The 24,527-nt window shown below is 46.5% G+C and carries 19 protein-coding genes; 17 read left to right on the forward strand and 2 right to left on the reverse strand.

From position 1 onward, the window contains the following. The first annotated feature begins 13 nt into the window (after positions 1-13). The 6 genes from EFA47_RS05070 to EFA47_RS05095 all read left to right on the forward strand — a co-directional run bounded on the left by EFA47_RS05070 (position 14) and on the right by EFA47_RS05095 (position 6,956). Positions 14-559 carry a TRAP transporter small permease gene (locus EFA47_RS05070; RefSeq protein WP_122642271.1) on the forward strand — a complete coding sequence of 182 codons (546 nt, stop codon included), beginning with the start codon at positions 14-16 and terminating at the stop codon, positions 557-559. Between the two features lie 2 nt (positions 560-561). Further along, a complete protein-coding gene (locus EFA47_RS05075; RefSeq protein WP_122642272.1) occupies positions 562-1,842 on the forward strand; it encodes a TRAP transporter large permease in 1,281 nt (426 codons plus the stop codon). Positions 1,843-1,957: 115 nt separating this feature from the next. Next, positions 1,958-3,259: an IS110 family RNA-guided transposase gene (locus tag EFA47_RS05080; RefSeq protein WP_122642273.1), complete on the forward strand. Its 1,302-nt coding sequence runs from the start codon at positions 1,958-1,960 to the stop codon at positions 3,257-3,259. A gap of 286 nt (positions 3,260-3,545) precedes the next feature. Continuing rightward, positions 3,546-4,511, forward strand: a complete 966-nt coding sequence (locus tag EFA47_RS05085; protein ID WP_122642274.1) for a D-2-hydroxyacid dehydrogenase — start codon at positions 3,546-3,548, stop codon at positions 4,509-4,511. Positions 4,512-4,534: 23 nt separating this feature from the next. Then, positions 4,535-5,884 (forward strand): glucose-6-phosphate isomerase, encoded by a 1,350-nt coding sequence (locus tag EFA47_RS05090; protein ID WP_122642275.1) that lies wholly within the window; start codon positions 4,535-4,537, stop codon positions 5,882-5,884. Positions 5,885-6,101: 217 nt separating this feature from the next. Next, a complete protein-coding gene (locus EFA47_RS05095) occupies positions 6,102-6,956 on the forward strand; it encodes a MurR/RpiR family transcriptional regulator (RefSeq protein ID WP_235853217.1) in 855 nt (284 codons plus the stop codon). 103 nt (positions 6,957-7,059) lie between these two features. On the opposite strand, the gene EFA47_RS05100 is transcribed toward EFA47_RS05095, so the two are convergent. Beyond that, on the reverse strand, positions 7,060-7,836 hold the full coding sequence (locus EFA47_RS05100) for a DeoR/GlpR family DNA-binding transcription regulator (protein ID WP_122642277.1): 777 nt from the start codon (positions 7,834-7,836) through the stop codon (positions 7,060-7,062). Between the two features lie 400 nt (positions 7,837-8,236). Between EFA47_RS05100 and EFA47_RS05105 the strand changes: the two genes are divergently transcribed. From EFA47_RS05105 to EFA47_RS05150, 10 genes are all read left to right on the forward strand, one after another. Continuing rightward, positions 8,237-9,553, forward strand: a complete 1,317-nt coding sequence (locus EFA47_RS05105; RefSeq protein ID WP_122642278.1) for an ABC transporter substrate-binding protein — start codon at positions 8,237-8,239, stop codon at positions 9,551-9,553. A 123-nt stretch (positions 9,554-9,676) separates the two neighbouring features. Continuing rightward, positions 9,677-10,975 carry an alpha-L-fucosidase gene (locus EFA47_RS05110; protein WP_122642279.1) on the forward strand — a complete coding sequence of 433 codons (1,299 nt, stop codon included), beginning with the start codon at positions 9,677-9,679 and terminating at the stop codon, positions 10,973-10,975. Between the two features lie 16 nt (positions 10,976-10,991). Further along, positions 10,992-11,867 carry a carbohydrate ABC transporter permease gene (locus tag EFA47_RS05115; RefSeq protein WP_235853218.1) on the forward strand — a complete coding sequence of 292 codons (876 nt, stop codon included), beginning with the start codon at positions 10,992-10,994 and terminating at the stop codon, positions 11,865-11,867. 14 nt (positions 11,868-11,881) lie between these two features. Beyond that, on the forward strand, positions 11,882-12,703 hold the full coding sequence (locus EFA47_RS05120) for a carbohydrate ABC transporter permease (protein WP_122642281.1): 822 nt from the start codon (positions 11,882-11,884) through the stop codon (positions 12,701-12,703). Positions 12,704-12,709: 6 nt separating this feature from the next. Further along, positions 12,710-14,200, forward strand: a complete 1,491-nt coding sequence (locus EFA47_RS05125; protein ID WP_122642282.1) for an FGGY-family carbohydrate kinase — start codon at positions 12,710-12,712, stop codon at positions 14,198-14,200. Positions 14,201-14,256: 56 nt separating this feature from the next. Then, a complete protein-coding gene (locus tag EFA47_RS05130) occupies positions 14,257-15,303 on the forward strand; it encodes a hypothetical protein (RefSeq protein WP_122642283.1) in 1,047 nt (348 codons plus the stop codon). A 29-nt stretch (positions 15,304-15,332) separates the two neighbouring features. Continuing rightward, positions 15,333-16,436, forward strand: coding sequence for an L-ascorbate 6-phosphate lactonase (gene ulaG, locus EFA47_RS05135; RefSeq protein WP_122642284.1), 1,104 nt, complete (start codon positions 15,333-15,335; stop codon positions 16,434-16,436). Positions 16,437-16,558: 122 nt separating this feature from the next. Further along, on the forward strand, positions 16,559-18,409 hold the full coding sequence (gene uvrC / locus EFA47_RS05140) for an excinuclease ABC subunit UvrC (protein WP_122642285.1): 1,851 nt from the start codon (positions 16,559-16,561) through the stop codon (positions 18,407-18,409). A gap of 115 nt (positions 18,410-18,524) precedes the next feature. Beyond that, positions 18,525-19,454: an HPr(Ser) kinase/phosphatase gene (hprK, locus tag EFA47_RS05145; RefSeq protein ID WP_122642286.1), complete on the forward strand. Its 930-nt coding sequence runs from the start codon at positions 18,525-18,527 to the stop codon at positions 19,452-19,454. A gap of 37 nt (positions 19,455-19,491) precedes the next feature. After that, positions 19,492-20,424 (forward strand): ROK family glucokinase, encoded by a 933-nt coding sequence (locus EFA47_RS05150; protein ID WP_122642287.1) that lies wholly within the window; start codon positions 19,492-19,494, stop codon positions 20,422-20,424. Positions 20,425-20,645: 221 nt separating this feature from the next. On the opposite strand, the gene EFA47_RS05155 is transcribed toward EFA47_RS05150, so the two are convergent. Next, entirely contained in the window at positions 20,646-23,258 is a 2,613-nt protein-coding gene (locus EFA47_RS05155; protein ID WP_122642288.1) for a transglycosylase domain-containing protein, read from the reverse strand. A 327-nt stretch (positions 23,259-23,585) separates the two neighbouring features. On the opposite strand from EFA47_RS05155, the gene EFA47_RS05160 reads away from it, so the two are divergent. Next, positions 23,586-24,236: a YigZ family protein gene (locus tag EFA47_RS05160; protein WP_122644413.1), complete on the forward strand. Its 651-nt coding sequence runs from the start codon at positions 23,586-23,588 to the stop codon at positions 24,234-24,236. The last annotated feature ends 291 nt before the right edge of the window (positions 24,237-24,527 follow it).

The raw sequence follows: 24,527 nt of genomic DNA on the forward strand, positions 1-24,527 counted from the left end.
ATGAGGTGCGTATATGGAACGTAAAAAGACGGTCTTGTCCAAATTCTTTGATATTGTAAACGGACTGGAGAATGTAGTTCTGGCGGTTATGGTTATTGGCATGGTTGTTACGATTCTTCTTCAGATTATCGGGCGTATCATCGGCCACCCCTTTGCATGGACAGAGGAGACCAGCAGGTATCTGTTCCTCTGGATGATGTTTGTGGCCCTGGCTGCAGGGTTTAACCAGGCGGAGTCGTCCCGCGTAACATTACTGGTTATGGTGGGCCCCAAATGGCTGAAGAAATTTAGTGAAATTTTATATGCGGTTGTTGTCGTGGCATTCTTTGGTTTTATGGTTGTCTGGGGGATTGAGGTTGTAAGACAGCAGATTATGATGAGGGAGATGGGTACTGCCCTGCAAATCCCCATGTATGTCATTGGCATCTGCGTGCCGGTCTCTGGAATACTGGGAATTATCGGGGTTGTGCAAAGTTTTCTGGAATACTATGGCAATGTTGCCATACCGGAAAGGCAAAAAGAAGATAAGAAAGATACGGAAGAAAGGGGTGAGGAGTAAGTATGAGCGTTGTATTATTAATTGTATTCCTGGTTCTGATGTTTTTGGGAGTGCCAATTGCAGTCGCATTAGGCGCAGCTTCTGTCATCTGTATTGCAACGATGTCAGACCTGCCCCTGTCACTGGCCGCCCAGTCTATGTTTACTTCTATGAATAGCTTTATTATGGTTGCCGTGCCTTTATTTATTCTCTGTGGCTCGCTGATGGATGAAGGGGGAGTTGCAGACAAGATTTATGACCTGGCAGAAGCCATGGTAGGATGGATTTTCGGCGGCCTGGGGCATGTGTCTGTTGTGGTCAACATGATATTTGCAGGCATGTCCGGTTCTTCTGTGGCAGCCATCGCATCCATTGGAAAGATGAGCATCAATGCCCTGTCTAAAAAGGGATATCCCCAGGATTACGCCACGGCGATTAATCTATCGGGATCTATGCTGGCCTCCGTTATCCCGCCCAGCATACTGATGATCAATGCAGCGGCTACTGCAAATGTTTCTATAGGGCAGGCTTTGCTGGCAGGGTTGATTCCAGGAATTATTATTGGCCTTATCTTCATGGTCTATAATTATTTCTATTGTAAGAAACATGGAATCGGCGACCGCACGCCGTTCCAGGGGAAACGGCTGGGAAGGGCATTTGTAAACGCCATACCGGCGCTTTTGACCCCTGTTATTCTGCTGGGAGGTGTTTATACAGGATTCTATACACCCACAGAAGGGGCGGCCATTGCAGTGGTATATACCATTTTAGTTTCGATTTATATTTATAAGAATCTGAAGTGGACAGACATTCCCAGGATTATCTGTAAGAATGCCCGGTCAACAGGGACCATTCTGTTTGTGGCCATTGCAGCAAAACCGGCGTCTCTTTTATTCGAACTGGACGGCCTGCCCAGCACAGTCGCAAACATGATAACCGGTGTTTCAGATAACCGTATTGTTATTATGTTCGTCCTGTATGCATTCTTAATCTGTGTTGGCATGTTCATGGATGCGACAGCGGCAATTTTTATCCTTGTCCCGATTTTGCTGCCGGCAGTGCAGGCAGTAGGGGTGTCGCCACTGTTTTTTGTAGTGTTCCTTGTCATCACACTGTCCTTTGGACTGATCACACCGCCGGTGGGCGTGTGCCTGTATGCGGCCCAGAATGTGACTGGGCTTGCCTTGGAGAGGATTATTAAGGCTTCTGTCCCATGGATTATCCTCATCGCGGTCACACTCTGTATTTTTATTGTGTTCCCGCAGATTATTACAGGGCCGGTAGGACTGATATTTGGAGGCTGATTATAGCATTCCTATAGAGAATGAAATTTGAACTTTGACAAAATAAAATCTCCCCGTATGATGTATATGAGTTTAGCGACTTAATACATCAGAATACAAAGGAGATTTTATAACAATGAAAGTAAAGTATGAAGACCGCCTGAAACAGAAACTACTCGCAATCAAAACAAATACCCTTATAGTTGGCGTGGATATCGCCAAAAACTATCAGTGGGCAAGGTTTGTTGATTTCAGAGGCATTGAGTATAGCCATGCCTTGAAATTCAAAAACAGTAAAAGCGGCTTTGAGACTATATTAACAAGGATCCGCCAGATATGCAAGGAGGAAAATTTTGCAGAGGCTGTCGTTGGAATGGAACCCACCGGACATTACTGGAAAGCATTCGCGAACTGGCTTAATAAGCAGGAGGGGATCAGGGTCGTCCTCGTCAATCCGTATGCGACAAAACAGGCAAAGGAGCTTGATGATAACAGCCAGACAAAGTCGGATAAGAAGGATGCGCTGACGATTGGGAAGCTGGTGAAGGACGGGAGATATTTTGAACTGTACCTGCCCCATGATATTTATGCCGAACTGAGAGTGCTGTCCACGACCAGAACCGGATTAAATAAGCGTAAAAGTGCATTGAAGAATACAGTTACGGCGGTACTGGATGAGTTTTTCCCGGAGTATACAGAAGTGTTCAAATGCCCGCTTACGGGGAAAGCATCGAGGCAGATATTAAAGGTATGCCCATTTCCTAAATTCATTCTTGAGCTAAGTGTAGACGGGGTTACAGCAGAGATAAAGAAAGCGGTAAAGAAAACCGTTGGACGCAGGAAAGCAGAACAGCTTGTAGAAGCCGCAAAAGATTCCATCGGCGTAGATTATGGGGAAGAAGCTGCCATGCTGAAACTGAGCCTGACGCTGGAAGAACTGGGGCTTTTGGAGAAACAGACAGAAGAACTGGAAGGAAAAATGGCAGAAATGTTAGAGAAGACCGAGTATGCAGGATTCTTATTAAGTATAAAGGGAATCGGCGTGGTAACACTGGCGGCGTGTCTTGGGGAGCTTGGCGACCCGACTCGTTTTGAAAACCCGCGTCAGATGAGCCGTATGGCAGGGTATAACCTTGTGGAGGACAGCTCAGGAAAGAACAAGAGCGGGACAAAGATATCCAAACGAGGGAGGAAAAACCTGCGGAGTGTGCTGTATCAGATGGCACTGACAATGGTTGCTGCAAATGATGAGATGAAACAGTTATACCATTACCTGAAAACGAGGGAGAAAGATCCGCTGAAAAAGATGCAGGCATTGATCGTAGTCAGCAAAAAGATACTGACGCTGATCCACACGCTTGCCAAGAAAAAGGAAAACTACGACCCGAAAAAAGTATTCGGATATGTCCGCAGGGAACAGCTTAAAGCAGCTGCCTGAGAAGAAAGAGAGCCGGTAATGGCACGGGGACAAGGAGGGATCCTCCATCAGCCCAAAGAGGCAGCATGATAGCACAAGTCTGCCCCGTGCCTTTATCCATAAAGCAGAAGGAAGGAATGTCAGGGCAAAGACCCAGCGAGAACTGGTAGGGTAAGTGTATGGATATAGATCGGCAGAAGAAAGAACATCAGTCATTCCATCCATTTATGGATGATGATATAAAACTTTAAAATATATCGGGAGATATATTGACAAATTTCAAATATTGAGGTAGGAGGGTGAAGAGATGAAGATTGTTATTTTAGACGGTTATACAGAGAATCCAGGGGATCTGAGCTGGGAAGGCTTTGAGAATATAGGGGAATTAGATGTATACGACAGGACGTCCCTTTCAGATATAAAGGAGGCTATAAGCAGAATTGGGGATGCAGAGGCTGTACTGACAAATAAGACGCCTCTTCCTAAAGCAGTGATTGATGCAAGCCCCAATCTAAAATATATCGGCGTGCTGGCCACAGGGTACAATGTGGTGGATGTGGACGCGGCAAAGGAAAAAGGCATTGTCGTAAGCAATATTCCCTCTTATGGGACTGCGGCAGTGGGTCAGTTCGCAATTGCACTTCTGCTGGAGATCTGCCACAATATCGGGCACCACAACCAGGCTGTCAAGGAAGGGCGCTGGGAGAGCAACCCTGACTGGTGTTTCTGGGACTATCCGTTGATTGAACTGGCAGGAAAGACGATGGGGATTATTGGCTTCGGCAGAATTGGGCAGGCAACGGGAAAAATCGCAAAAGCACTGGGGATGCGGGTGATCGCAAATGATGAATTTCCCAGCGAGGGCGGAAAGGAAATCGCAGAATATGTGTCAAGGGAAGAGTTGTTTGCACAGGCAGATGTAATTTCCCTGCACTGTCCACTGTTCCCCTCCACCCAGGGCCTGGTGGACAAGGAAAATATAGCGAAAATGAAGGATGGCGTCATTATTTTAAATAACTCCAGGGGTCAGTTGATTGTGGAACAGGATCTGGCCGACGCATTAAATGCAGGAAAGGTGTATGCCGCAGGGTTGGATGTGGTTTCCACAGAGCCAATCAAAGGGGACAATCCTCTTCTGGAGGCTAAAAACTGTATTATAACACCTCATATATCCTGGGCGCCAAAGGAGAGCCGCCAGCGTTTGATGGACATTGCGGTTGAGAATCTGGAGAGGTTCATCAAAGGCGAGCCTGTGAATGTTGTAAATAAGTAGAAGAAAGGTTAGGGGCGGATGAAATGAGTAAAAATGTATCCTTTGATTACTCGAAAACGGCAGGGTTCATGAAAGAGCATGAAGTGGCATCTATGAAAGGGACCGTGGAATATGCCAAGAATAAGCTTCTTTCCAGGAGCGGGGAGGGCAGCAGCTTTCTGGGGTGGATTGACCTTCCCGTGGACTATGACAAAACAGAGTTTAGGAGAATCAAAAAAGCGGCCAAAAAAATACAGTCTGATTCTGAGGTGCTTTTGGTAATCGGAATCGGCGGATCGTACCTTGGGGCACGTGCGGCAATCGAGTTTCTGCGCCATGGATTTTATAATAATGTAAGCAGGGAAATAAGAAAAGCGCCGGAAATTTATTTTGTCGGGAATAATATGAGCGGCGCCTATATCAGGGCGGTTATAGATGTGGTGGGCGGCAGGGATTTCTCAATTAATGTAATATCTAAGTCGGGAACTACCACAGAGCCGGCCATTGCCTTCCGTGTATTTAAGGAAATCCTGGAAAAGAAATATGGCAGGGAGGCCGCCGCCCACAGGATTTATGCCACCACAGATAAATCCCGCGGCGCACTGAAGCATCTGGCAGATGAAGAGGGGTATGATACCTTTGTGGTGCCCGACGACATAGGGGGGCGTTTCTCCGTACTGACCGCCGTGGGACTCCTTCCCATAGCTGTGAGCGGGGCGGATATAGACCTTTTAATGGAAGGTGCGGCGGCAGGCCGAAAGAATGCCCTGGAGAAACCTTATGAGGAAAACGATGCTTTATTGTATGCTGCGGTCCGCAATATTCTCCACCGGAAAGGAAAGTCAGTAGAAATTCTGGCCAATTATGAACCCAGCCTGCATTATATATCTGAATGGTGGAAACAGCTCCACGGAGAGAGTGAGGGGAAGGACCAGCGGGGAATTATGCCTGCATCTGTAGACCTGACAACGGATTTACATTCTCTGGGGCAGTTTATACAGGATGGCTCCAGAATTATGTTTGAGACAGTGCTGAATATAGAGGCGCCGGGAGAAGAGATCATACTGAGGGAAGAGCCTGTGGATTTGGACGGACTAAACTATCTGGCAGGCAAGACAGTAGATTTTGTTAATAAGAGTGCCATGAACGGTACAATTTTGGCGCACACAGATGGCAAAGTCCCCAACCTGATGGTGAAGATACCCAAAGAGAATGAGTTTTATCTTGGACAGTTATTTTATTTCTTTGAGTTCGCATGTGGAGTCAGCGGGTATGTGCTGGGAGTAAATCCATTCAACCAGCCAGGAGTAGAGAGCTATAAGACGAATATGTTCGCGCTTTTAGGGAAACCCGGGTTTGAGAAAGAGCGCAAGGACCTGCTCAAAAGGCTGTAAGTGAATACCCAGGGGCACCCTGAAAGGGGTGCCCTTTTAAGGTATAGATACAGGGGAGCTATATAGGGGCACATGTATAGAAGCGTTGTAAAATGGTATTTCTTATGTTATGATAAAAAACAAATAAAGCCTGCAGGCAGACATATAATTTGGCCTAGGCTGGCAGCAGAGATGTATATTTGTACCTGTATTCAGGGCATATTTGATAAACGGGGGGATGATCTTGGAAGCGATTAGCTGTAAGCAAAAAATCAGAGGTATGATGAATCATCTTACGAACACGGAAAACAAGATTGCCAGATATGTTTTGGATAATTATGATACTGTACTGAGCAGCAACATTACAGAGCTGGCAGAAAAGGCGGGCGTCAGTGACGCTTCAGTAGTACGTTTTTGTAAGAGCCTTGGGTATAAGGGATACCAGGATTTTAAAATTAATGCCGCCAAGGATATCCTCCCAAGGGAAAAGCACTTGAATCCCAGCCTGGAGCCGTCGGATGATATGGGGACAATCTGCAAAAAGATATTTGGCACAGAGGTTGCTGTATTAGACAGGACTTTTGCCGGCCTTGACATGAAGGCTGTAGAGCAGGCCGCCCGTATGATCAGGGATGCCAAAAAGTTAGTAGTGTTCGGAAGCGGCGGCAGCCTCCTGGTGGGGAAAGACGCCCAGCATAAGTTTTTAAAGATTGGGATCCAGGTATATGTGTATGAGGATATGGACATGCAGCTGATGGCATCTTCCCTAATGAAAAGCGATGAAGTGGCGCTGTGCATCTCACATTCAGGCTATAACTCCAATGTGGTAAACTGTATGAAGAATGCCGGCGAGAACGGGGCAGGGCGGATTGCTTTGGCCAGCCAGGGGAAGACGCCGGTTTCCAAGAATGCGGACGTGGTGCTCTATACTGCATCCGAGGAGACGATATTTAAGTCTGAGTCTGTAAGTACAAGAATTGCACAGCTTGCGATTATTGACTGTCTCGTGGCTATTGTAGCCTTCGAAGATTACGATGATTCCTACCAGGCTATCCAGCAGACCCGCAGGGCCACGTCCCAGAATAAGTTTTAGTGCTGGGCGGCAATACTGCGGCACATAGGTTATAAAATAAAGAAATAGAAGAACTGGCCGGCGCCTGCACAGTATTGCAGGCGCCGGCGCTATTTTGGCCTGGCTACTCATCGGCAAAAATGATATTGACGCCCTGGGCCTTTAGGGAGGAGAGTGTCTTTGCATCTGCCGTAGAATCAGTGATCAGTGTTTTTAAAGAACTCACATCCAGAATTTTAAATGTATTTGTCTTTCCCAGTTTATGGCCGGTAGCTACCATAATGATTTTACTGGCGCAGTTGCTGGCGATGTTTTTGTATAATTCAGCTTCCTGATAAATATTTGTTGTCACGCCGTTTAAGGCGTCAATGGCATTTGCACCCAGAAAGGCCATATCCACAAAAATAGAATTGATTACCTGTTCTGTATACGGCCCGATTAAAGATTTCGTCTTTGGCCGGCATTCACCCCCGCAAAGTATCATAGTTATATGTTCATTATCCGTATATACAGGCGCCAGTGCGTTGTTTGTGACGATTGTGATGCGTTTATTGCCCAGATGCTTGATAATACTCAATGTTGTGGTTCCGGAACCGAGAAAGATAGTAGAATTATTTGGTATCATAGACGCGGCAACCTTCCCGATCAAATCTTTTTGAAAAGAATAATCTTGAGTTTTATCTGCAACTGTCTGTTCGCTTGCCGGTTGGATAAACCTGGCCCCTCCATGAAAACGTTCAATTAAATGTTCTTTTTCCAGCTCTTCAAGATCCCGGCGTACGGTTAGTTCTGAGACCTGAAGCGTGGATGCCAGAAAGGAAACTCGGCAGTTTCCGTGCTCTTTCAGCAATGATATCATAGCACGCTGTCTTTTTTTTATCTGTTCTTTACTCTGTTTCATCTCATTCTCCTACTTGTCTATTAACTTTTATGAATACTTTGAGTTGTTTTATGAATGTTTCTAGTTTTCCCTTACAATATGAGTATAGATGGAAATTGATGAAAATGGAATCATTAAATGAAAAATAGAGAAAAAATATGTAATATTGTAAGAAAAACTAAATTATGGAACACATAAAATATATATAATACACAACTCAATATAAAAGTTTATAAAAATCCAGATAGGAACTATATATTGTGAAATAATAATAAAATAATAGAAAAAAGAGGAATAATTATTCGTATATGCTGTTTATTGACAAAATGTCTATAAAAAGATACAATAAATTTAACAAAAAGTTCATAAAAATGAACTTGGAACAAGTAAAGGTGCAAAAACGTACAAAAAGGAGAAGAAGATGAGAAAAGGATGGAAAAAGGCAATTGCATGTACACTTGGTTTAACAATGATTTTGTCACTGACAGCCTGCGGAGGCGGAAGCAAAGATTCAAAGAGCAGTGGGACGGGGGAAGGAAATGAAATTGAAATCCGTCTTACATCCAGATGGGGAGGTGAGGAAACACTTTCGCAGTATTTCAATGAAAAGATAGAAGAATTTAACGGACTTGATAATGGGATTACGATAGTTGCAGATAATGTCACCGATGAGCAGCAGTATTTTGATAAATTGAGCTCCCAGTTTGGTGCAGGTACCCAGCCTAATGTATTTATTAATTATGGCGGGACAAGTATTCAGGATTACATAGAAGGCGGCGTCCTGCTGGATTTAGAGCCGTATTTTGAAGAGGACACTGAATGGAGAGATTCTTTCCTGCCCTTGTTTGAGAATTGGCAGGAAGACGACGCCACATATGGCGTTCCGGTGATGCTTTATCAAATTTTACTTTATTACAATAAAGATATATTAAGTGAAAACGGACTTGAGGCGCCTGAGACAATCGAAGAACTGGAGGCCGCATGTGAGAAGCTTACTGGGGCGGGAGTTGTTCCTTTCCAGTTGGGAGAAAGCAGTAATTTCCGTGCAGGCCATTTGCTCAACAATCTGTGCTATAAGGCCTATGGAGAGGATATCGCTCAGAAGCTTGCGGACAGGGAGATTAACTACGACTCACAGGAAATGCTGGATATGTACGCTCTCATCCAGGAGTGGAATGGAAAAGGCTTTTTTGGAAGCAATCCCCTGAGTGTTGATAATAACGGTGAAAAGGCGGCGTTCCTTTCCGGGCAGAGCGCTTTTAGATATGATGGGGCGTGGTTTGTGGGAGAAATTACAGGCACGGAAGTGGATGGAGCCGCAGATGTTACGGCATTTCCATATTTTGCTGACAAAGAAGAGTATAAGACATGTGTGCAGGGTGGATCCGGCCAGGGATTTTCTATTACAGACAGCGGCGACGAAGCGGTAAATGACGCGGCAGTTGAAGTCGTGAAATATTTAACTTCCCAGGAGTACTATGCAGGACTTGAGAAGGCAAGCAACGGAGGGATTTATCCGGTGAAATTTGAATCGGATCCAGAAACAGAGATTGATGATATGACCGTGAAAATCAAGGGGATTGTAGATGAGGCCACAGCGTTCCATGGAGATATGCAGGAGGTTGATCCGGAAACTCATATGCTCAATACAGTCAGGACAGCACTGCAGGGACTTTTCCTTGACGGAACCCCGGAAAGCTGCGGAAGTGAGATTACAGCCCAGGAGGAAGTGAAGTAAGGAAAAACAGGATATTGCATGAAGAATGCGGGATAAAGACAGGAGGGAGCCGCTGCAAATATAAGGGATTCTTGGCAGCGCTCCCTCTTATATTGACATAGTAGTCTGACAGGAGGATATAAGATGGACGGGAGATTTAAGAGAGTAGAGTGGATGATGGACGCCAGATTTGGACTGTTTATTCATTGGGGACTTTATTGCATCAATGGAGTAACAGAATGGAAGCGTTCTTATGAGCGCTTGACAATTGAGGAATATGAGCCTTATTTTGAGGAATTTGACCCTGTGGATTTTGATCCTAAGGCGTGGGCGAAAATGGCCAGAGAAGCAGGTATGCGTTACGCTGTCCTTACGGTAAAACATCACGAAGGATTTTGCCTGTTTGATTCAAAATATACAGAGTATAAATCGACCAATACAAAATGCGGGAGGGACCTGGCCAGAGAGTTTGCAGAAGCGTTTCGGGCAGAAGGGCTGAAAGTGGGGTTCTACTATTCACTGTTTGACTGGCATCATCCAGATTATCACCATTATGGCGACCTGTACCATCCCATGAGGGACAATGAGGCATATAAAGATTACACATATGATTTTGATAAATATCTTATGTACATGCACAATCAGATTCGTGAATTGCTCACAGATTACGGAAAGATAGATATTCTTTGGTTCGACAATTCATACGGGGATATGCGCGGAGAGAAATGGAAAGCAACAGAACTGGTACGTATGATCAGGAAGCTGCAGCCAGATATTGTGCTGAATAACCGGCTGGAATGTAATGCATCGGCCAAGGGCAGTATCAGTACCGAGAATCCCACCGAGTATGCGGGGGATTTTGTGGCCCCAGAACAGATCGTTCCCCCGGAAGGGATTCTGGACGATATGGGAAACGATCTTCCATGGGAAGCGTGCTGTACAATGAATAATAGTTGGTGTTATACGCCAAATCCATATAATTATAAAGATGCCAGATGCCTGATAAGAAAGCTGGTTGAATGCGTCAGCAAGGGCGGAAACCTGCTTGTAAATATCGGGCCCAATGCAAGAGGGAAATTCCCCAAACCTGCTGTGAGAGTATTGCAGGATATGGCGGAGTGGTTCGAGGACTATGGCAGATCTATTTGGGGATGTGGAAAAGCAGGCCTTGGGAAACCTGACTGGGGATATTATACAAGGAGAGGCAAAATGGTATATGCCCATCTGCTTCAGCAGGAGATAGGGCCGGTGGCGCTGAATATTCCTACTGACAGAATCAAAAGAATACGGAGAGTGTCGGATGGGTCAGAAGTATTGATTGTCCGGCCATGGGTGACAGAACTGTTTCCGGAGTATACGTTTATTAATTTTCAGGAACCGATCCAGGGGACATTTCTTTTGGAAAATGACATAGATACTGTGCTGGAGATCGAACTTAAATAAGAAAGGGGCAAACCTGATGAAGAAAAGAAAGAATCTGCTCTGGTCCATTGCATTTATTTTGCCGGCGCTCAGCCTAGTGTTTGTATTTCTTTTGTACCCAGTGTTCGAGGCTGTGCAGCTTTCCTTTTATAAGTGGACAGGAATCGCCAGTGCAAAACCTGTGTTTGTCGGACTGGAGAACTATAAAGCCATATTCCAGGCGCCAAATTTCTGGCTGTCTATGAGAAATTCACTGTTTTTTATGATAGGTGGGTTTTTGATATTGATGCCGCTGGCATTTCTGCTTGCAAAGATTATTACATCTCATATCCGCGGTGTTAAGTTTTTTAAAGTGTCATATTATCTGCCGGTGATGCTCCCTGTTACAGCCGTGGGCCTGATTTGGGTATATATGCTTCAGCCTGACTGGGGGCTGGTCAACTCGCTTCTTGAGAAGATAGGGCTGAGTGAGTGGGCGCTTAATTGGCTGGGAACGCCCACGGTGAATGTTATTGCCGTTGTACTGGTTAATGAATGGATATTTGCCGGGTTTAATATGCTGATTTTCGCGGCAGGACTGGTGTCTATTCCCCAGGATGTGTATGAATCTGCCAAGATAGACGGCGCGAACAAGTTCAAAACGCTGGTCTATATTACCCTGCCGCTGATGAAAGAATCATTTAAAGTATTTTCGGTACTTTGTATATGCGGCTGCCTTAAGACCTTTGACCTGATGTTTGCCATGACCGGGGGAGGGCCTAACCATACTTCTGAAGTTCCGGCCACTCTGCTCTATACAGAGGCGTTCAGCTCTAAGAATTTTGGGCGGGGCAATGCCATAGGAGTTGTGATACTTGTCCTGGGACTGGCGCTGAGTATTGGCCTGAATAAGGCGATGAAATCTGAAGACTAAGGAGGAGGGAGAATATGAAAAAAGTATCAGATGGAGCGTTTCGTGTGTTTGCATGGCTGTGGGCTCTCATTACACTCTATCCCCTGATCGTTACGGTATTGTGTTCGTTTAAGGACAACAACGGTATTTATGGAAGTATGTTTGCCCTGCCAGATAACTGGATTGTCCAAAACTATAAGGATGCCTTGCTGTCGGCTAATATGCTGCGGGCAATCGCAAATTCCCTGCTGCTTGCAATTACTACGACGGTGCTGGTAGTCATAGTCGGCATACTGGCATCGTACATATTTGCAAGGATGAAGTATAAGTTTTTGACGCCCTGTTTTATGTTGTTCATGCTGGGGGTCATGATCCCCATACATACGACGGTTATTCCTATTTCAAGGATAGCTGCTAATCTGGGGGGGTATGACAGATATTGGATGCTTGTCCTGGTATATACCACATTCCAGCTGCCCCAGGCTATTTTCCTGATGACCGGTTATATCAGAGGAATCAGTAAGGAACTTGATGAAGCGGCGGTGATCGATGGATGTAATATGGTGCAGATATTATTTAAAATCATTCTTCCCATATCAAAGCCAATTATTGCCACAGTATCCATCATTTCCTTTGTGTATGCATATAGTGAGCTGATTTTTTCGGTTATCCTTTTGTCTACACCAGAAAAATATCCGGTATCCAGAAGCCTGATGTATTTCAAGGGCGACTTTTCAGTCCGTATGGGCCCGATCTTTGCTTCCATTGTCCTGGCCGTGCTGCCGCTTACCGTGATTTACCTTTTGTTCCACGAGAAGGTGCAGGCGGGCATGTTGTCCGGATCTGTGAAAGGGTGATGCAAAATGAAGGATCATAATAGGCTGACAGCTGTGATTGATGTGGGGACATCCAGCGCAAGGGTGGCCCTTGTGGAAAGCGGGGGAAAGATCGTATGGTTTTGGCAGGAAAAACATGGCTTATACATATTGGATGAGAAAACTGTACTGCAGGATCCGGAGGAAATTATGCTCCATATATGGAAGATGCTGGAGAAAGCGGCAGAGTGGACCACAGAGAACCACTTTACTTTAGAGTGTATCTCTGTAACCGGGCAACGTTCCTCTGTCATCCCAATGAAAAGGGACGGCAGTATATTGGAAAAGGCTATTTCCTGGAGAGACACAAGGGCATATGATATCTGTTTAGAATATAAAGCGCAATTAGAAGAGATATACAACATAGCAGGAATAAGACTGTCGCCAGTGTTTTCAGCGCCTAAGATGGTACTGTTAAAAAGAACCATGCCCAAGATATATGAAGATGCATATAAACTTGCTGGATTCCAGGAGTATGTGATTAAGAACCTTACAGGCCGCTTTGTGACAGACGTCACCATTGCAAGCAGAACGGCGCTTTTGGATATACGGACTTTACAGTGGTCAGAACGTTTGCTGCACCTGTTTGACATTGATTCCGAAAAATTATGCAGATTGATTCCAGCCGGGGGGATGGCCTCAGATGCAGTTTCGCGTATAAAATCACTCTTCCGTACACAGTCAGCCATCCCGGTTCTTTCAGCAGGGGGGGATCAGCAGTGCGCCGCCCTTGGCCTGGGGTGCCTCCGAAAGGGGGACACAGAGATGAATTCAGGAACAGGGGCCTATATAGCCACTGTCTGTGATTCACCAGTATTAGACAGTAAGATGAGAGTGAATTGTAATGCTTTCTCTATCCCAGGTAAATGGATTGTGGAGGGAACTGTCTTAAGCGCGGGGAAAGCGGTGGAGTGGCTGAACCGGGAGATTTTTGGAGCTGGCACTGAGGATATGAAGGAGTTTATGAAAGCCTGTGAGAAGGCGCCGGCAGGAGCCAACGGAGTGGTAGCGGCAACCACGTTTATGGGAAGCGGCACGCCGCAGTGGAATGCGAAAGCCAAAGCAGCGTTCCTGGGAATAGGGTTTGGGAATACAAAATCAGATTTTCCCAGGGCCTTATTAGAAGGAATTGCCGCCGAATTATTAGAATGCCTGGAAACAATGGAGGATCTGACGGGGCAGAGGCCTGAAGTTATACGTGCTGCGGGCGGCATGACTGCAAACAGCGTTTATTGCCAGATACTTGCGGATATGTTCAGCAGAAAAATATGCAGGCCGCAGATATGTGAGGCGACGGTAATGGGAGCGTGGATTACGGCCCAGATGTTTCTCGGCAATGTCAAAACCTATGAAAGCGCCTATGAAATGTTTGGACGCCAGGAAGGCAAATATTACGTCCCAAACAAGGAAAACCAGCAGATATACCGTGAAGGCAGCAGATTAAGGGTTCATTATATGGAATATTTTAAAAAGAGGTGACCTTTTATATCAGTGGAGAGCGGCGGGTTTATAATAGAAGAGGAGAAGGTACTGCCATGAAGAAAAAAGTGATGGGGAATTTAGAAAAATGCTATTCCATTGCGCCGTTAATGTATCAGGGAAGGAGACATATTCTCGTCGCAGCGGAAAAAGTAGACAGGTGTATTTTGTTTGATGAAGAAGGGAATGAAGAAGAGACAGTGTGGGAAGGCCCCGGAGGGACTATGACAATGGTACAGGTTCCGGGCACAGACGGGGAATTTCTTGCAACGCAGCAATTTTACTCTCCCAATGATTCAGGAAAAGCTAAGATTGTGGCGGCTGTGCCCGGGGAAAAAGACGGGTGGGCAGTCAGAACCCTTGCAGAGCTCCCCTTTGTCCATAGGTTTGACATTATTGAGTCAGGGAAAGAGCGGTATCTGTTTGCATGTACCTTAAAATCAGGACATGGGTATCGGGACGACTGGTCCCATCCCGGTAAGATTTATGCAGCAAGGCTGCCTGAAAATCTGGGAGGCTATAATGGGGAAAATCAATTGGAGTTAGAAGTCATCAGAGAAGGGTTACTTAAAAACCACGGATACTATAGAGTGGAAGAAAATGGGGGCGTGTCTGCTCTTGTGAGCTGTGAGAATGGAGTGTTCCGTTTCTATCCCCCTGCCCCAGGGGGGCAGGGCTGGAAAGAAGAACAGTTATTGGACACGCCTGCCAGTGATGCGGCCATGATGGACCTGGACGGGGATGGCGAAATGGAATTAGTTGTAATCTCGCCATTCCACGGCGCAGAGGCCTCTGTGTACAAGCTCCGCGGGGGCACATATAAGAAGGTTTATCAGTATCCAGAGAAGGCAGAGTTCCTCCATGCTATTTGGAGCGGAACCCTGGCAGGCAGGCCAGTGATAGTGCTGGGCCACCGGAAAGGGGCCAGAAGGCTGATTGCCGTCATGTGGAAGGGCGGAGGTTTCACTTTCCGGACAATCGACGATGACTGTGGTCCGGCCAACGTATACGGATACCGTATAGGAGAAAGAGATATTTTGATTGCCACAAACAGGGAAACTGACGAGATTGCCAGATATGAATTTGAACAGGGCGATTTGTGAGAAGTATTAAGAATAAGGAGAAAAATGACATGGGAAAAGTAGACGAAATTACAAGGGAAAAATGGATTATGGATACATTCCCGGAATGGGGAACCTGGCTTGTGGAAGAGATTGAGGGTGAGAAAGTACAGCCGGGCAATATAGCCATGTGGTGGCTGGGATGTACTGGAATATGGATGAAAACTCCCGAAGATACCAATATTACAATAGATTTGTGGTGTGGAAATGGAAAACGCACCCACGGGGACGGCAAAATGAAACCCGGGCATCAGATGGCGAATATGTGCGGCGGGAGGGCAATGCAGCCCAATCTCAGGAATATCCCATTTGTAATAGATCCCTTTGCATTTAAAAAGGTGGATGCGGTTCTTGCGACACACTATCACCAGGACCATATGTCTGCAGAATGGGCGGCCCATGTGATTCAGAGTGGGATGGCCACTGTGGATGAAAATGGCAGCCAGATTCCAGTCCCTTTTATAGGGCCTAAAAAATCAGTTGAACTGTGGCAGAAATGGGGAGTGCCAAAGGACCGGTGTGTGACAGTCAAACCGGGGGATATTATTAAAATAAAAGACATTGAAATAGTATGCCTTGACAGCTTTGACAGGACCTGTATTGTAACCACTGACAAAACAGATGAGGACAGGGAGGAGCTTACCGGGATATGCCCTGTAGATATGGATGAAAAAGCGGTAAATTATCTGCTGAAAACACCAGGGGGAAACATTTATCACAGTGGAGATTCACACTTTTCAATATACTTTGCAAAACACGGCAAAGACTATCCCATTGATGTTGCATTTGCATCATTTGGTGAAAACCCAGTTGGCATGCAGGACAAAATGACATCCACAGATGTACTGCGTATGGCTGAAAACCTGCAGTGTGAAGTGGTGATTCCGATTCATTGGGATGTTTGGACAAATTTCCAGCCGGACTGTAATGAAATTGACCTGTTATATCAATTTAAGAAGGACAGGAACGAATACAAATTTAAGCCGTTTTACTGGCAGGTAGGCGGAAAATATACGTACCCGGCAGATAAAGATAAGAAATACTATCACCACAGGCGGGGGTTTGAAGACTGCTTTGAGAAGCGGCAGAATATTCCGTACCGTTCCTGTCTATAAGGGGGGAGAAGAACCCTGGCCCGGCAGCCGAATAGGAAAAGCCGGGGTACATAGAGGAAGAATACAAGGGCAGGGGAGATTTTCCCTTGTCCTTTTTTCTATAAAACAGTATAATAGATAGCATGGAAAATAATATATTTGATATACAGGAAGAGTTAAAAAAGCTCCCGGGGAAGCCGGGAGTTTATATTATGCATGATGAGAGAGACCGTATTATTTATGTGGGAAAGGCAGTGAGCCTGAAAAACCGGGTGAGGCAGTATTTCCAGAGCAGCAGGAATAAGGGGATCAAGATTGAGCAGATGGTCACTCATATAAGGCGGTTTGAGTATATTGTGACAGATTCAGAGCTGGAGGCTCTTGTGCTGGAGTGTAACCTGATTAAAGAGCACAGGCCAAAGTATAATACCATGCTCATGGATGATAAGGCCTATCCTTTTATTAAAGTGACGGTCAATGAACCCTACCCAAGAGTGATGCTTGCCAGAAAAATGGTGAAGGATAAAGCAAAGTATTTTGGGCCTTATACAAGCGCCCAGGCAGTCCGGGATACCATTGACCTTCTGCATAAGCTGTACCATATACGGAGCTGCAGCCGCAATCTGCCCAGGGATACAGGGAAGGAGAGGCCATGTCTGAACTATCATATCCGGCAGTGCGAGGCGCCCTGCCAGGGGTATATATCTCAGGAAAAGTATGCAGAGTCAGTCCAGGCTGTGATCCGGTTTTTGAGCGGGCATTTTGACGCCATACTAAAGGAGCTGGAGGATAAGATGAACCAGGCCTCGGAAACCCTGGAGTTTGAAAAGGCCATAGAATACAGAGAGCTTTTAAACAGTGTAAAGAAAGTGGCGCAAAAGCAGAAGATTACGGACAGCAGCGGTGAGGACAGGGATATCCTGGCGGTTGCCTCAGAAGAGGAAGATGCAGTTGTGCAGGTCTTTTTTATCCGCGGAGGGCGGCTGATCGGCCGGGATCACTTTTATATGCGTATCGCCAAGGATGAACCTCAAAGTGAGATACTGGACAGCTTTATCAAGCAGTATTATGCGGGCACGCCATTTATTCCAGGTGAATTGATGCTCCCCTGCGAGACGAAAGAGCTTTCGCTCCTGGAAGAATGGTTAGGCGTAAAGAGGGGGGGCAAAGTGACAATCAAGGTTCCTAAAAAGGGGACCAAGGAGAAGCTTGTGGAGCTGGCTGCAAATAATGCGGCCCTTGTCCTGAGCAAAGATAAGGAGCGCTTAAAGAGGGAGGAGGGACGCACTATTGGGGCCGTCCGGGAAATTGCCGGGATGCTGGGACTTGAGGGGGTCAGCCGTATGGAGGCCTTTGATATTTCCAACACCAACGGGTTTGAGTCCGTAGGCTCCATGGTTGTATATGAGAAAGGAAAACCTAAGAGAAACGATTACCGGAAATTCAAAATTAAGGGGGTACAGGGAGCCGATGACTATGGCAGCATGAGGGAAGTGCTGACCAGAAGATTCACCCATGGACTCAAGGAAAAAGAAGAAAGCCGGGAGATGGGAGGATTTACGGCATTTCCTGACCTGATTCTGATGGACGGCGGCAGGGGACAGGTGAACGTAGCGCTTCAGGTATTAGATGAGCTGCATCTGCATATACCAGTATGCGGCATGGTGAAGGATGACCATCATAGGACCAGGGGACTGTACTACCATAACAGAGAGATACCTATTGATAAATCTTCCGAGGCGTTCAGGCTGATTACCAGGATTCAGGACGAAGCGCACAGATTTGCCATCGAATATCACAGGCAGCTGAGGGGCAAAGGCCAGGTACACTCTATCCTGGATGATATAGACGGCATAGGCCCTGCCCGGAGAAAGGCATTGATGCGGCATTACCAGAGCCTAGATGAGATCAAAACAGCTACAGTCAGTGAGCTGGCGGGGGTACCTTCCATGAATGAAAAAGCTGCCCAGGCAGTATACAAGTTTTTTCATTAATGGTATAATACGGATAGTAACAGTCCCGCCGTGTAAAGGCCAATTTGAGCTGTTATGGCTGAACGGTTACTGGGGATATGCTGTATAATTTTAAGAAAAGGAAAAGGAGAAAGCTATGGGACAGGGCGTTAAATTAAGCGAGATCGTTGAAAAAATGAATTTGAAAAACCTGACTCCTGATGTAGATTTATTTGGCCGTGAGGTGAATGTACCTGACATCAACAGGCCAGCTCTTCAGCTGGCAGGGTTCTTTGACCATTTTGATTCTGACAGGGTCCAGATTATAGGGTATGTAGAGTATACCTATCTCCAGACGCTGGGTTTGGAGAGAAAGAAGAAGATCTATGACGAGCTTCTCCAGCACAAAGTTCCATGTATTGTTTTCAGCAGGGATATGGAGCCGGAGGACATCCTGCTTACGAAAGCTACACAGCACCAGGTTCCCGTCTTTACCACGTCTAAGTCCACCTCCTCTTTTATGGGAGAGATTATCCGGTGGATGAATGTGAAGCTGGCTCCTTGTATTTCTATACATGGGGTGCTTGTGGACGTGTATGGGGTCGGCGTCCTCATTATGGGGGAAAGCGGCATTGGGAAGAGCGAGGCCGCGCTGGAGCTGATTAAGAGGGGGCACCGGCTGGTCACGGACGATGTGGTGGAGATCAGAAAGGTCAGTGATGATACTTTGGTAGGCGCAGCGCCAGACATAACAAGGCATTTTATAGAACTGCGGGGAATTGGGATTGTGGATGTAAAGTCTATGTTTGGCGTGCAAAGTGTCAGGGAAACCCAGAATATTGACCTGGTAATTACTCTGGAGGACTGGAACCGGGATAAGGAGTACGACAGGCTGGGCCTGGAAGAGAAATATACTGAGTTTTTGGGAAACCAGGTGGTGTGCCATAGCATTCCTATCAGGCCGGGGAGGAACCTCGCAATTATAGTAGAGTCAGCGGCTGTCAACCACAGGCAGAAGCAGATGGGATATAATGCTGCCCAGGAATTATATAAGCGTGTACAGGAGAACTTGTCAAAAAACAGGTAATACTTATTTTAAGAATAAAAGGGACGGGGGATTAGTTATGAAATATTGTTTTGGTGTGGACATTGGCGGGACCACTGTCAAATTAGGTTTATTTGATGAGAGTGGAGTGATTCTGGATAAATGGGAGATTGTGACCCATACAGAGGAGGAAGGGAAAAGGATCCTCCCGGATATTTCAGCGTCTATACTTAATAAGATCAAAGAAAAGAACCTGGATACAGCGGATGTGCTGGGAGTTGGCGCGGGAGTGCCTGCCCCTGTGACGGAGGACGGTGTTGTAAATGGCAGTGCAAACCTGGGGTGGAATTATAAGGAAGTAAAGAAAGAACTGGAGGCACTTACCGGCCTGCCTGCCCAGATAGAGAATGACGCCAATGTAGCTGCCCTGGGCGAAATGTGGAAGGGCGGCGGCGCAGGCCAGAAGAATATGGTCATGGTTACATTGGGAACTGGAGTGGGCGGCGGCATTATAAGCGGCGGGCGTATAGTCGGCGGCCAGCATGGGGCCGGCGGGGAAATCGGGCATATGTGCGTCAACTACCAGGAAAGTGAAGTATGCGGCTGCGGAAATCAAGGATGCCTTGAACAGTATGCATCGGCTACCGGTATTGTGCGCCTGGCTATGAGAAAGCTTGAGCGGGAGACAAGGAATACGGTTCTGAGAAAAGAGTCCGTGACGGCCAAGGATGTATTTGATGCCGTGAAGGCAGGGGATACTGTGGCGATGGAGGTTGCAGAGGAGTTTGGAAAATATCTGGGGTATGCCCTTGCCAATGTGGCGGCTGTTGCTGACCCGGCTGTATTTGTGATAGGAGGAGGCGTATCTAAGGCAGGGGAAATACTTCTTTCCTATATTTGGGAGCCATATAGGGAGAAAGCGCTCTTTACAAATAAGGATGTAGATTTTGCCCTGGCTACACTGGGAAATGACGCAGGAATATGCGGGGCCGCGAAGCTGTTCCTCCCCTGACAGTGGCCGGCATACTTAAAAGGACTGTTCCAAAGTGAATCTCCATACTTTGGAACAGTCCTTTTGTCATGCTTTACAGCCGTATATTTATTCCCGCCAGCAGCGAGCCAAGGGGATATGTTTACATGTCCATTTGGCGGCTGCCGCGAGGGTCTAATACCCCGATGCCTGCATCGCTGCTAGTTTGATGCCCCGTATGCTTGCATCGGGGGTTTTGACTGTTACAGTGATGGAAGCTCGGCCCCTCCGTCACCGGCGTCGCCGCCGGAAGAATCACCGCCTCCGCTGTCATCAGGAGGAGTTGTCTCGCCGCCGTCGGAAGAATCGCCGCCAGAATCACCGCCTCCATCTATAGGTGGTATTACGGTATCTGGATTTTCAGTAGTTCCGTCGGATGTGCCGGAGTCAGGATTCTGAATGTCATCGGTCTTTTCTTTATCCTTATCTGCATTTTCATCCTTTGTTTCAGATGATGGCTCTTCTGTAGATTCTACATAATGTCCTGTACAGCTCTGTGAAGGCACGGAACCTTTGGCAAAGTATTCTGTCAGGGACGGGCAGCTTGAAGTTGCAAGCATACCTGTCTGGGTACAGATTGTTTTCTGCTCTACAGAGGAAGGCATTGTAAAATCCTTATATGGGAGGTTGGTGTGGACACGCTCCATAATACTCTTCCAGAGAACCTCATGCCAAACCTGATCCATTGATTCCATTGGCTTATTTGAGTCATATCCGCCCCAAACTGAGCAAGTATAATATGGCGTATAAGCAGAAAGCCATAGGTCGGTACTGTTCTCAGTAGTACCTGTCTTTCCGGCTACAGGCATATTGCTCATTTTGGCAGCAGTACCTGTGCCCTGGTTGATAACATCCTGCATGGCGCTTGTCAGCAGGGCAGCCGTGGAATCTTTGATGACCTGGTGTGTGGCGGGGGTGGTATTGTCCAGCAGGACATTCCCGTCCCTGTCCAGGATCTGGGTGTAAAGTACCGGGTCTGTGTAAACACCGCCATTGGCGATGGATGCATATGCCGCAGTCATCTCAAGGTTATAAATACCTCTTGTGATACCACCCAAGGCAGTGGCCTGGGCCACATCCGTAAATCCCGGATAATTTTCGTCGTCATTATTTACAAGTGTGGTAAAACCAAAATTCTGCAGATAATCATATCCAGTCTGGGTGCCGATATCTGTCAGTGTCTTAACCGCGCATACATTCATAGAATGCTCAATCGCATAACGCACGCGGGTTTCTCCGATATACTTGTGGTCCCAGTTGTTTACTGTCTTGCCATTCTCGTATTTGTAAGGCTCGTCCAGAATGGTAGAGGCCAGAGTATACCCACAGGAATCTAATGCCGGGGCATAGGTGGAGAGAATTTTAAAACAAGATCCGGGCTGCCTTGTGGAATCCGTGGCCCTGTTCAAGGAGAGACTCGCAGTCTTCTCTCCCCGTCCTCCTACAATAGCCTTGACCTTGCCTGTGGACTGCTCCATGATAACAACAGAAGCCTGAGGCTGTGGACTGATGTCCTTATTTTCTACGACCGTATCCCCCTCGCCGATATTCAGCGTAGATTTATATTCTGCAATGGCCTGTTCGGCCTCCTCCGGTGAAGAGAATACAAGAGGATATTCCCTGCCCCATGTGCCTTTGATATATCCTGCCAGCATCTCTTTGCTGTAATTTTCAGAAGTGCCGTCAGCACGGTTGATGGTCAGGGCGTACTCCAGGCCGTACTCTACAGTATAGGGATAATTGGCGGAATTAGCCACCTCTTCATCACAGATCTGCTGGATGGCAGGGTCCTGTGTGGCTGTAATAGTAAGGCCGCCGCTGTAAAGTGCATTATAGGCCTGTGTCTCTGTGTAATTCTTCCTCTCCATCAGATCCTTGATGATCTGCTGGGCCAGCTTATCTATAAAGTAAGAATAGGGAGTATCGTCTGTGGTGGCAGTGGCAGTCATCTGGATTCTGTCATATACATTGTCCGCCTTTGCCTCGTCATACTCAGCCTGCTGGATGTAACCCTGGTCCAGCATGTTCTTAAGCACCTTGTCCCGCCTTACGGCATTATCCTCGGGATGGGTGACAGGATCGTAGCCAGAAGGATTCTGGGTGATTCCTGCCAGGACGGCGCATTCGGACAGGGTAAGTTCAGAGACATCCTTGTTGAAATAACGTTTGGCTGCTGTCTGCACACCGAGGCAGTTCTGGCCTAAGTTGATCGTATTCATATAGGCTTCTACGATCTCCTCCTTACTCATCTGCTTTTCAATCTCAACAGCCAGATATTGTTCCTGTAACTTTCGCTCCAGGCTGTCATAGAAGGTTTTTTCTTCTGTAAAGTTGGGGAACACATTGTTTTTAATTAGCTGCTGGGTCAGTGTGCTGGCGCCCTCTGAGAAATTGCCGGATGTCAGGCCCACGACCCCCGCCCTCAAAATACCTTGCAGGTCAATCCCATTGTGCTTATAAAACCGCTCGTCCTCAATGGCGATAAAAGCATGGGTAAGGTTGATAGGGATTTCATCGTACTTCTTATATATACGGTTGGAGCCAGACTGAAGAAAGGAATCCAGCAGTGTGCCGTCCTCCGCATACACGAACGAAGTGGCGCCGGAGGGTTTGACATCGGCAGGAGTCACCTGGGGAGTATTGTCTATGATCTTCTTTACAAACAGTCCTGCGCCCCCCACGCCAATGACTCCTATTAATAGTACACAGATAATGAGTGCTTTAAAAACACGTACTCCAACGCGTTTCTTTTTCATATTTTTTTTCGAAGAGATATTCTTCTTTGTCTTTGAGATATTCTCTTTTCCATAATTCATGAATAATATCCTCCTTTATTCCCGCGAAACAACGAGCCGAATGGATATGCCTGTACACCTTTATAGTGGCCTGGGGGCCAGATGCCCGGGGGCATGGCAGGCCGCGGGGAAGATTCCCGCCTGTTGGCAGCTTCTGACTCATTCACTCATTATAACAAATTTGTATCTCTAAATAAAGAAAAATTGCGAAAAGTTCATAATTCTAAAAAAAACTTAATAATTTCTTGTAGTTTTCCTGAGGTTTGTTATATTGTATTTATATACCTGATGGGGCCTCTCTTAGTGTGTGCCCCGGAGGGCCAGATAGTAGGAGCAAGAGGTAAGATGATGGATTATAGAACAGTATACCAGGGCGGCAGCGCAGAAGTTGTCGAAAAAAAGTCACGTTTTATTGCAGATGTATTTCCAGTCCAGTCGGAGGAAATGGCGGCGGAATATCTGGAAAAGATAAAAAAGCAATATTGGGATGCCAGGCACCATTGCTGGGCCTATATCATTGGGAAGGATCCTGCCAAGGAAAGATACAGCGATGACGGTGAGCCGGGGGGCACTGCGGGGAAACCCATTCTGGAGGTCATAAAAGGAAGGGAGTTATGTAATGTGCTCATCATTGTCACCAGATATTTTGGAGGCACTTTGCTTGGGACAGGGGGACTGGTGCGGGCATATACATCTGCCGCCAGGGCCGGCCTGGAGCATAGTACTATTATTACCAGGATGCATGGTTTTAAACTAAAAATAGGGACAGACTACACAGGACTTGGAAAAATCCAGTATATACTTGGGCGCAGGCAGATACATATACTGAAGACAGGGTATACAGACGCTGTGGAAATGACAGTCCTGGTACGCGATAGTGAAGTAAATGCTGTGATAGCAGAGATAACCGAGGGGACAAGCGGGAAGAGCAGCGTACGAAAGGGAGAGGGATGCTGGTTCGCGGATATAGATGGGCAGTGCCATATCTTTGATTCTTAGATGGAGATAAAATCCCGTTTTTGACAGCGGCAGAGTATTTAAAAGGGGATCAAAGAGCAGAAGTTTCGTTATATCCGCCTCTACTCAGTCTTATTTTAAAGTAAATTGTAGGCACATATTTATCCCCTCAGCTGCAAAGACTGGGATACCTGCAGGAATCAATAAATCCTCCGTAGCAGCGCACCATCTAACTACGGAGGAACTCCTAAATATCATTTGATTGAGCAGACAAAATACCTCCCATCTGCGCTCGCTTTGAATGTATTTATGTGCCGTGTCCATTCTATAAAC

The sequence above is a fragment of the Luxibacter massiliensis genome, from assembly GCF_900604355.1.
Classification (GTDB): Bacteria; Bacillota; Clostridia; order Lachnospirales; family Lachnospiraceae; genus Luxibacter; species Luxibacter massiliensis.

What these genes read in the sequence shown, in the direction of transcription:
- EFA47_RS05070 (WP_122642271.1), top strand. Translation starts at nt 14, where the DNA reads ATGGAACGTAAAAAGACGGTCTTGTCCAAATTCTTTGATATTGTAAAC.
- EFA47_RS05075 (WP_122642272.1), top strand. Translation starts at nt 562, where the DNA reads ATGAGCGTTGTATTATTAATTGTATTCCTGGTTCTGATGTTTTTGGGA.
- EFA47_RS05080 (WP_122642273.1), top strand. Translation starts at nt 1,958, where the DNA reads ATGAAAGTAAAGTATGAAGACCGCCTGAAACAGAAACTACTCGCAATC.
- EFA47_RS05085 (WP_122642274.1), top strand. Translation starts at nt 3,546, where the DNA reads ATGAAGATTGTTATTTTAGACGGTTATACAGAGAATCCAGGGGATCTG.
- EFA47_RS05090 (WP_122642275.1), top strand. Translation starts at nt 4,535, where the DNA reads ATGAGTAAAAATGTATCCTTTGATTACTCGAAAACGGCAGGGTTCATG.
- EFA47_RS05095 (WP_235853217.1), top strand. Translation starts at nt 6,102, where the DNA reads ATGATCTTGGAAGCGATTAGCTGTAAGCAAAAAATCAGAGGTATGATG.
- EFA47_RS05100 (WP_122642277.1), bottom strand. Translation starts at nt 7,836, where the DNA reads ATGAAACAGAGTAAAGAACAGATAAAAAAAAGACAGCGTGCTATGATA.
- EFA47_RS05105 (WP_122642278.1), top strand. Translation starts at nt 8,237, where the DNA reads ATGAGAAAAGGATGGAAAAAGGCAATTGCATGTACACTTGGTTTAACA.
- EFA47_RS05110 (WP_122642279.1), top strand. Translation starts at nt 9,677, where the DNA reads ATGGACGGGAGATTTAAGAGAGTAGAGTGGATGATGGACGCCAGATTT.
- EFA47_RS05115 (WP_235853218.1), top strand. Translation starts at nt 10,992, where the DNA reads ATGAAGAAAAGAAAGAATCTGCTCTGGTCCATTGCATTTATTTTGCCG.
- EFA47_RS05120 (WP_122642281.1), top strand. Translation starts at nt 11,882, where the DNA reads ATGAAAAAAGTATCAGATGGAGCGTTTCGTGTGTTTGCATGGCTGTGG.
- EFA47_RS05125 (WP_122642282.1), top strand. Translation starts at nt 12,710, where the DNA reads ATGAAGGATCATAATAGGCTGACAGCTGTGATTGATGTGGGGACATCC.
- EFA47_RS05130 (WP_122642283.1), top strand. Translation starts at nt 14,257, where the DNA reads ATGAAGAAAAAAGTGATGGGGAATTTAGAAAAATGCTATTCCATTGCG.
- ulaG (WP_122642284.1), top strand. Translation starts at nt 15,333, where the DNA reads ATGGGAAAAGTAGACGAAATTACAAGGGAAAAATGGATTATGGATACA.
- uvrC (WP_122642285.1), top strand. Translation starts at nt 16,559, where the DNA reads ATGGAAAATAATATATTTGATATACAGGAAGAGTTAAAAAAGCTCCCG.
- hprK (WP_122642286.1), top strand. Translation starts at nt 18,525, where the DNA reads ATGGGACAGGGCGTTAAATTAAGCGAGATCGTTGAAAAAATGAATTTG.
- EFA47_RS05150 (WP_122642287.1), top strand. Translation starts at nt 19,492, where the DNA reads ATGAAATATTGTTTTGGTGTGGACATTGGCGGGACCACTGTCAAATTA.
- EFA47_RS05155 (WP_122642288.1), bottom strand. Translation starts at nt 23,258, where the DNA reads ATGAATTATGGAAAAGAGAATATCTCAAAGACAAAGAAGAATATCTCT.
- EFA47_RS05160 (WP_122644413.1), top strand. Translation starts at nt 23,586, where the DNA reads ATGGATTATAGAACAGTATACCAGGGCGGCAGCGCAGAAGTTGTCGAA.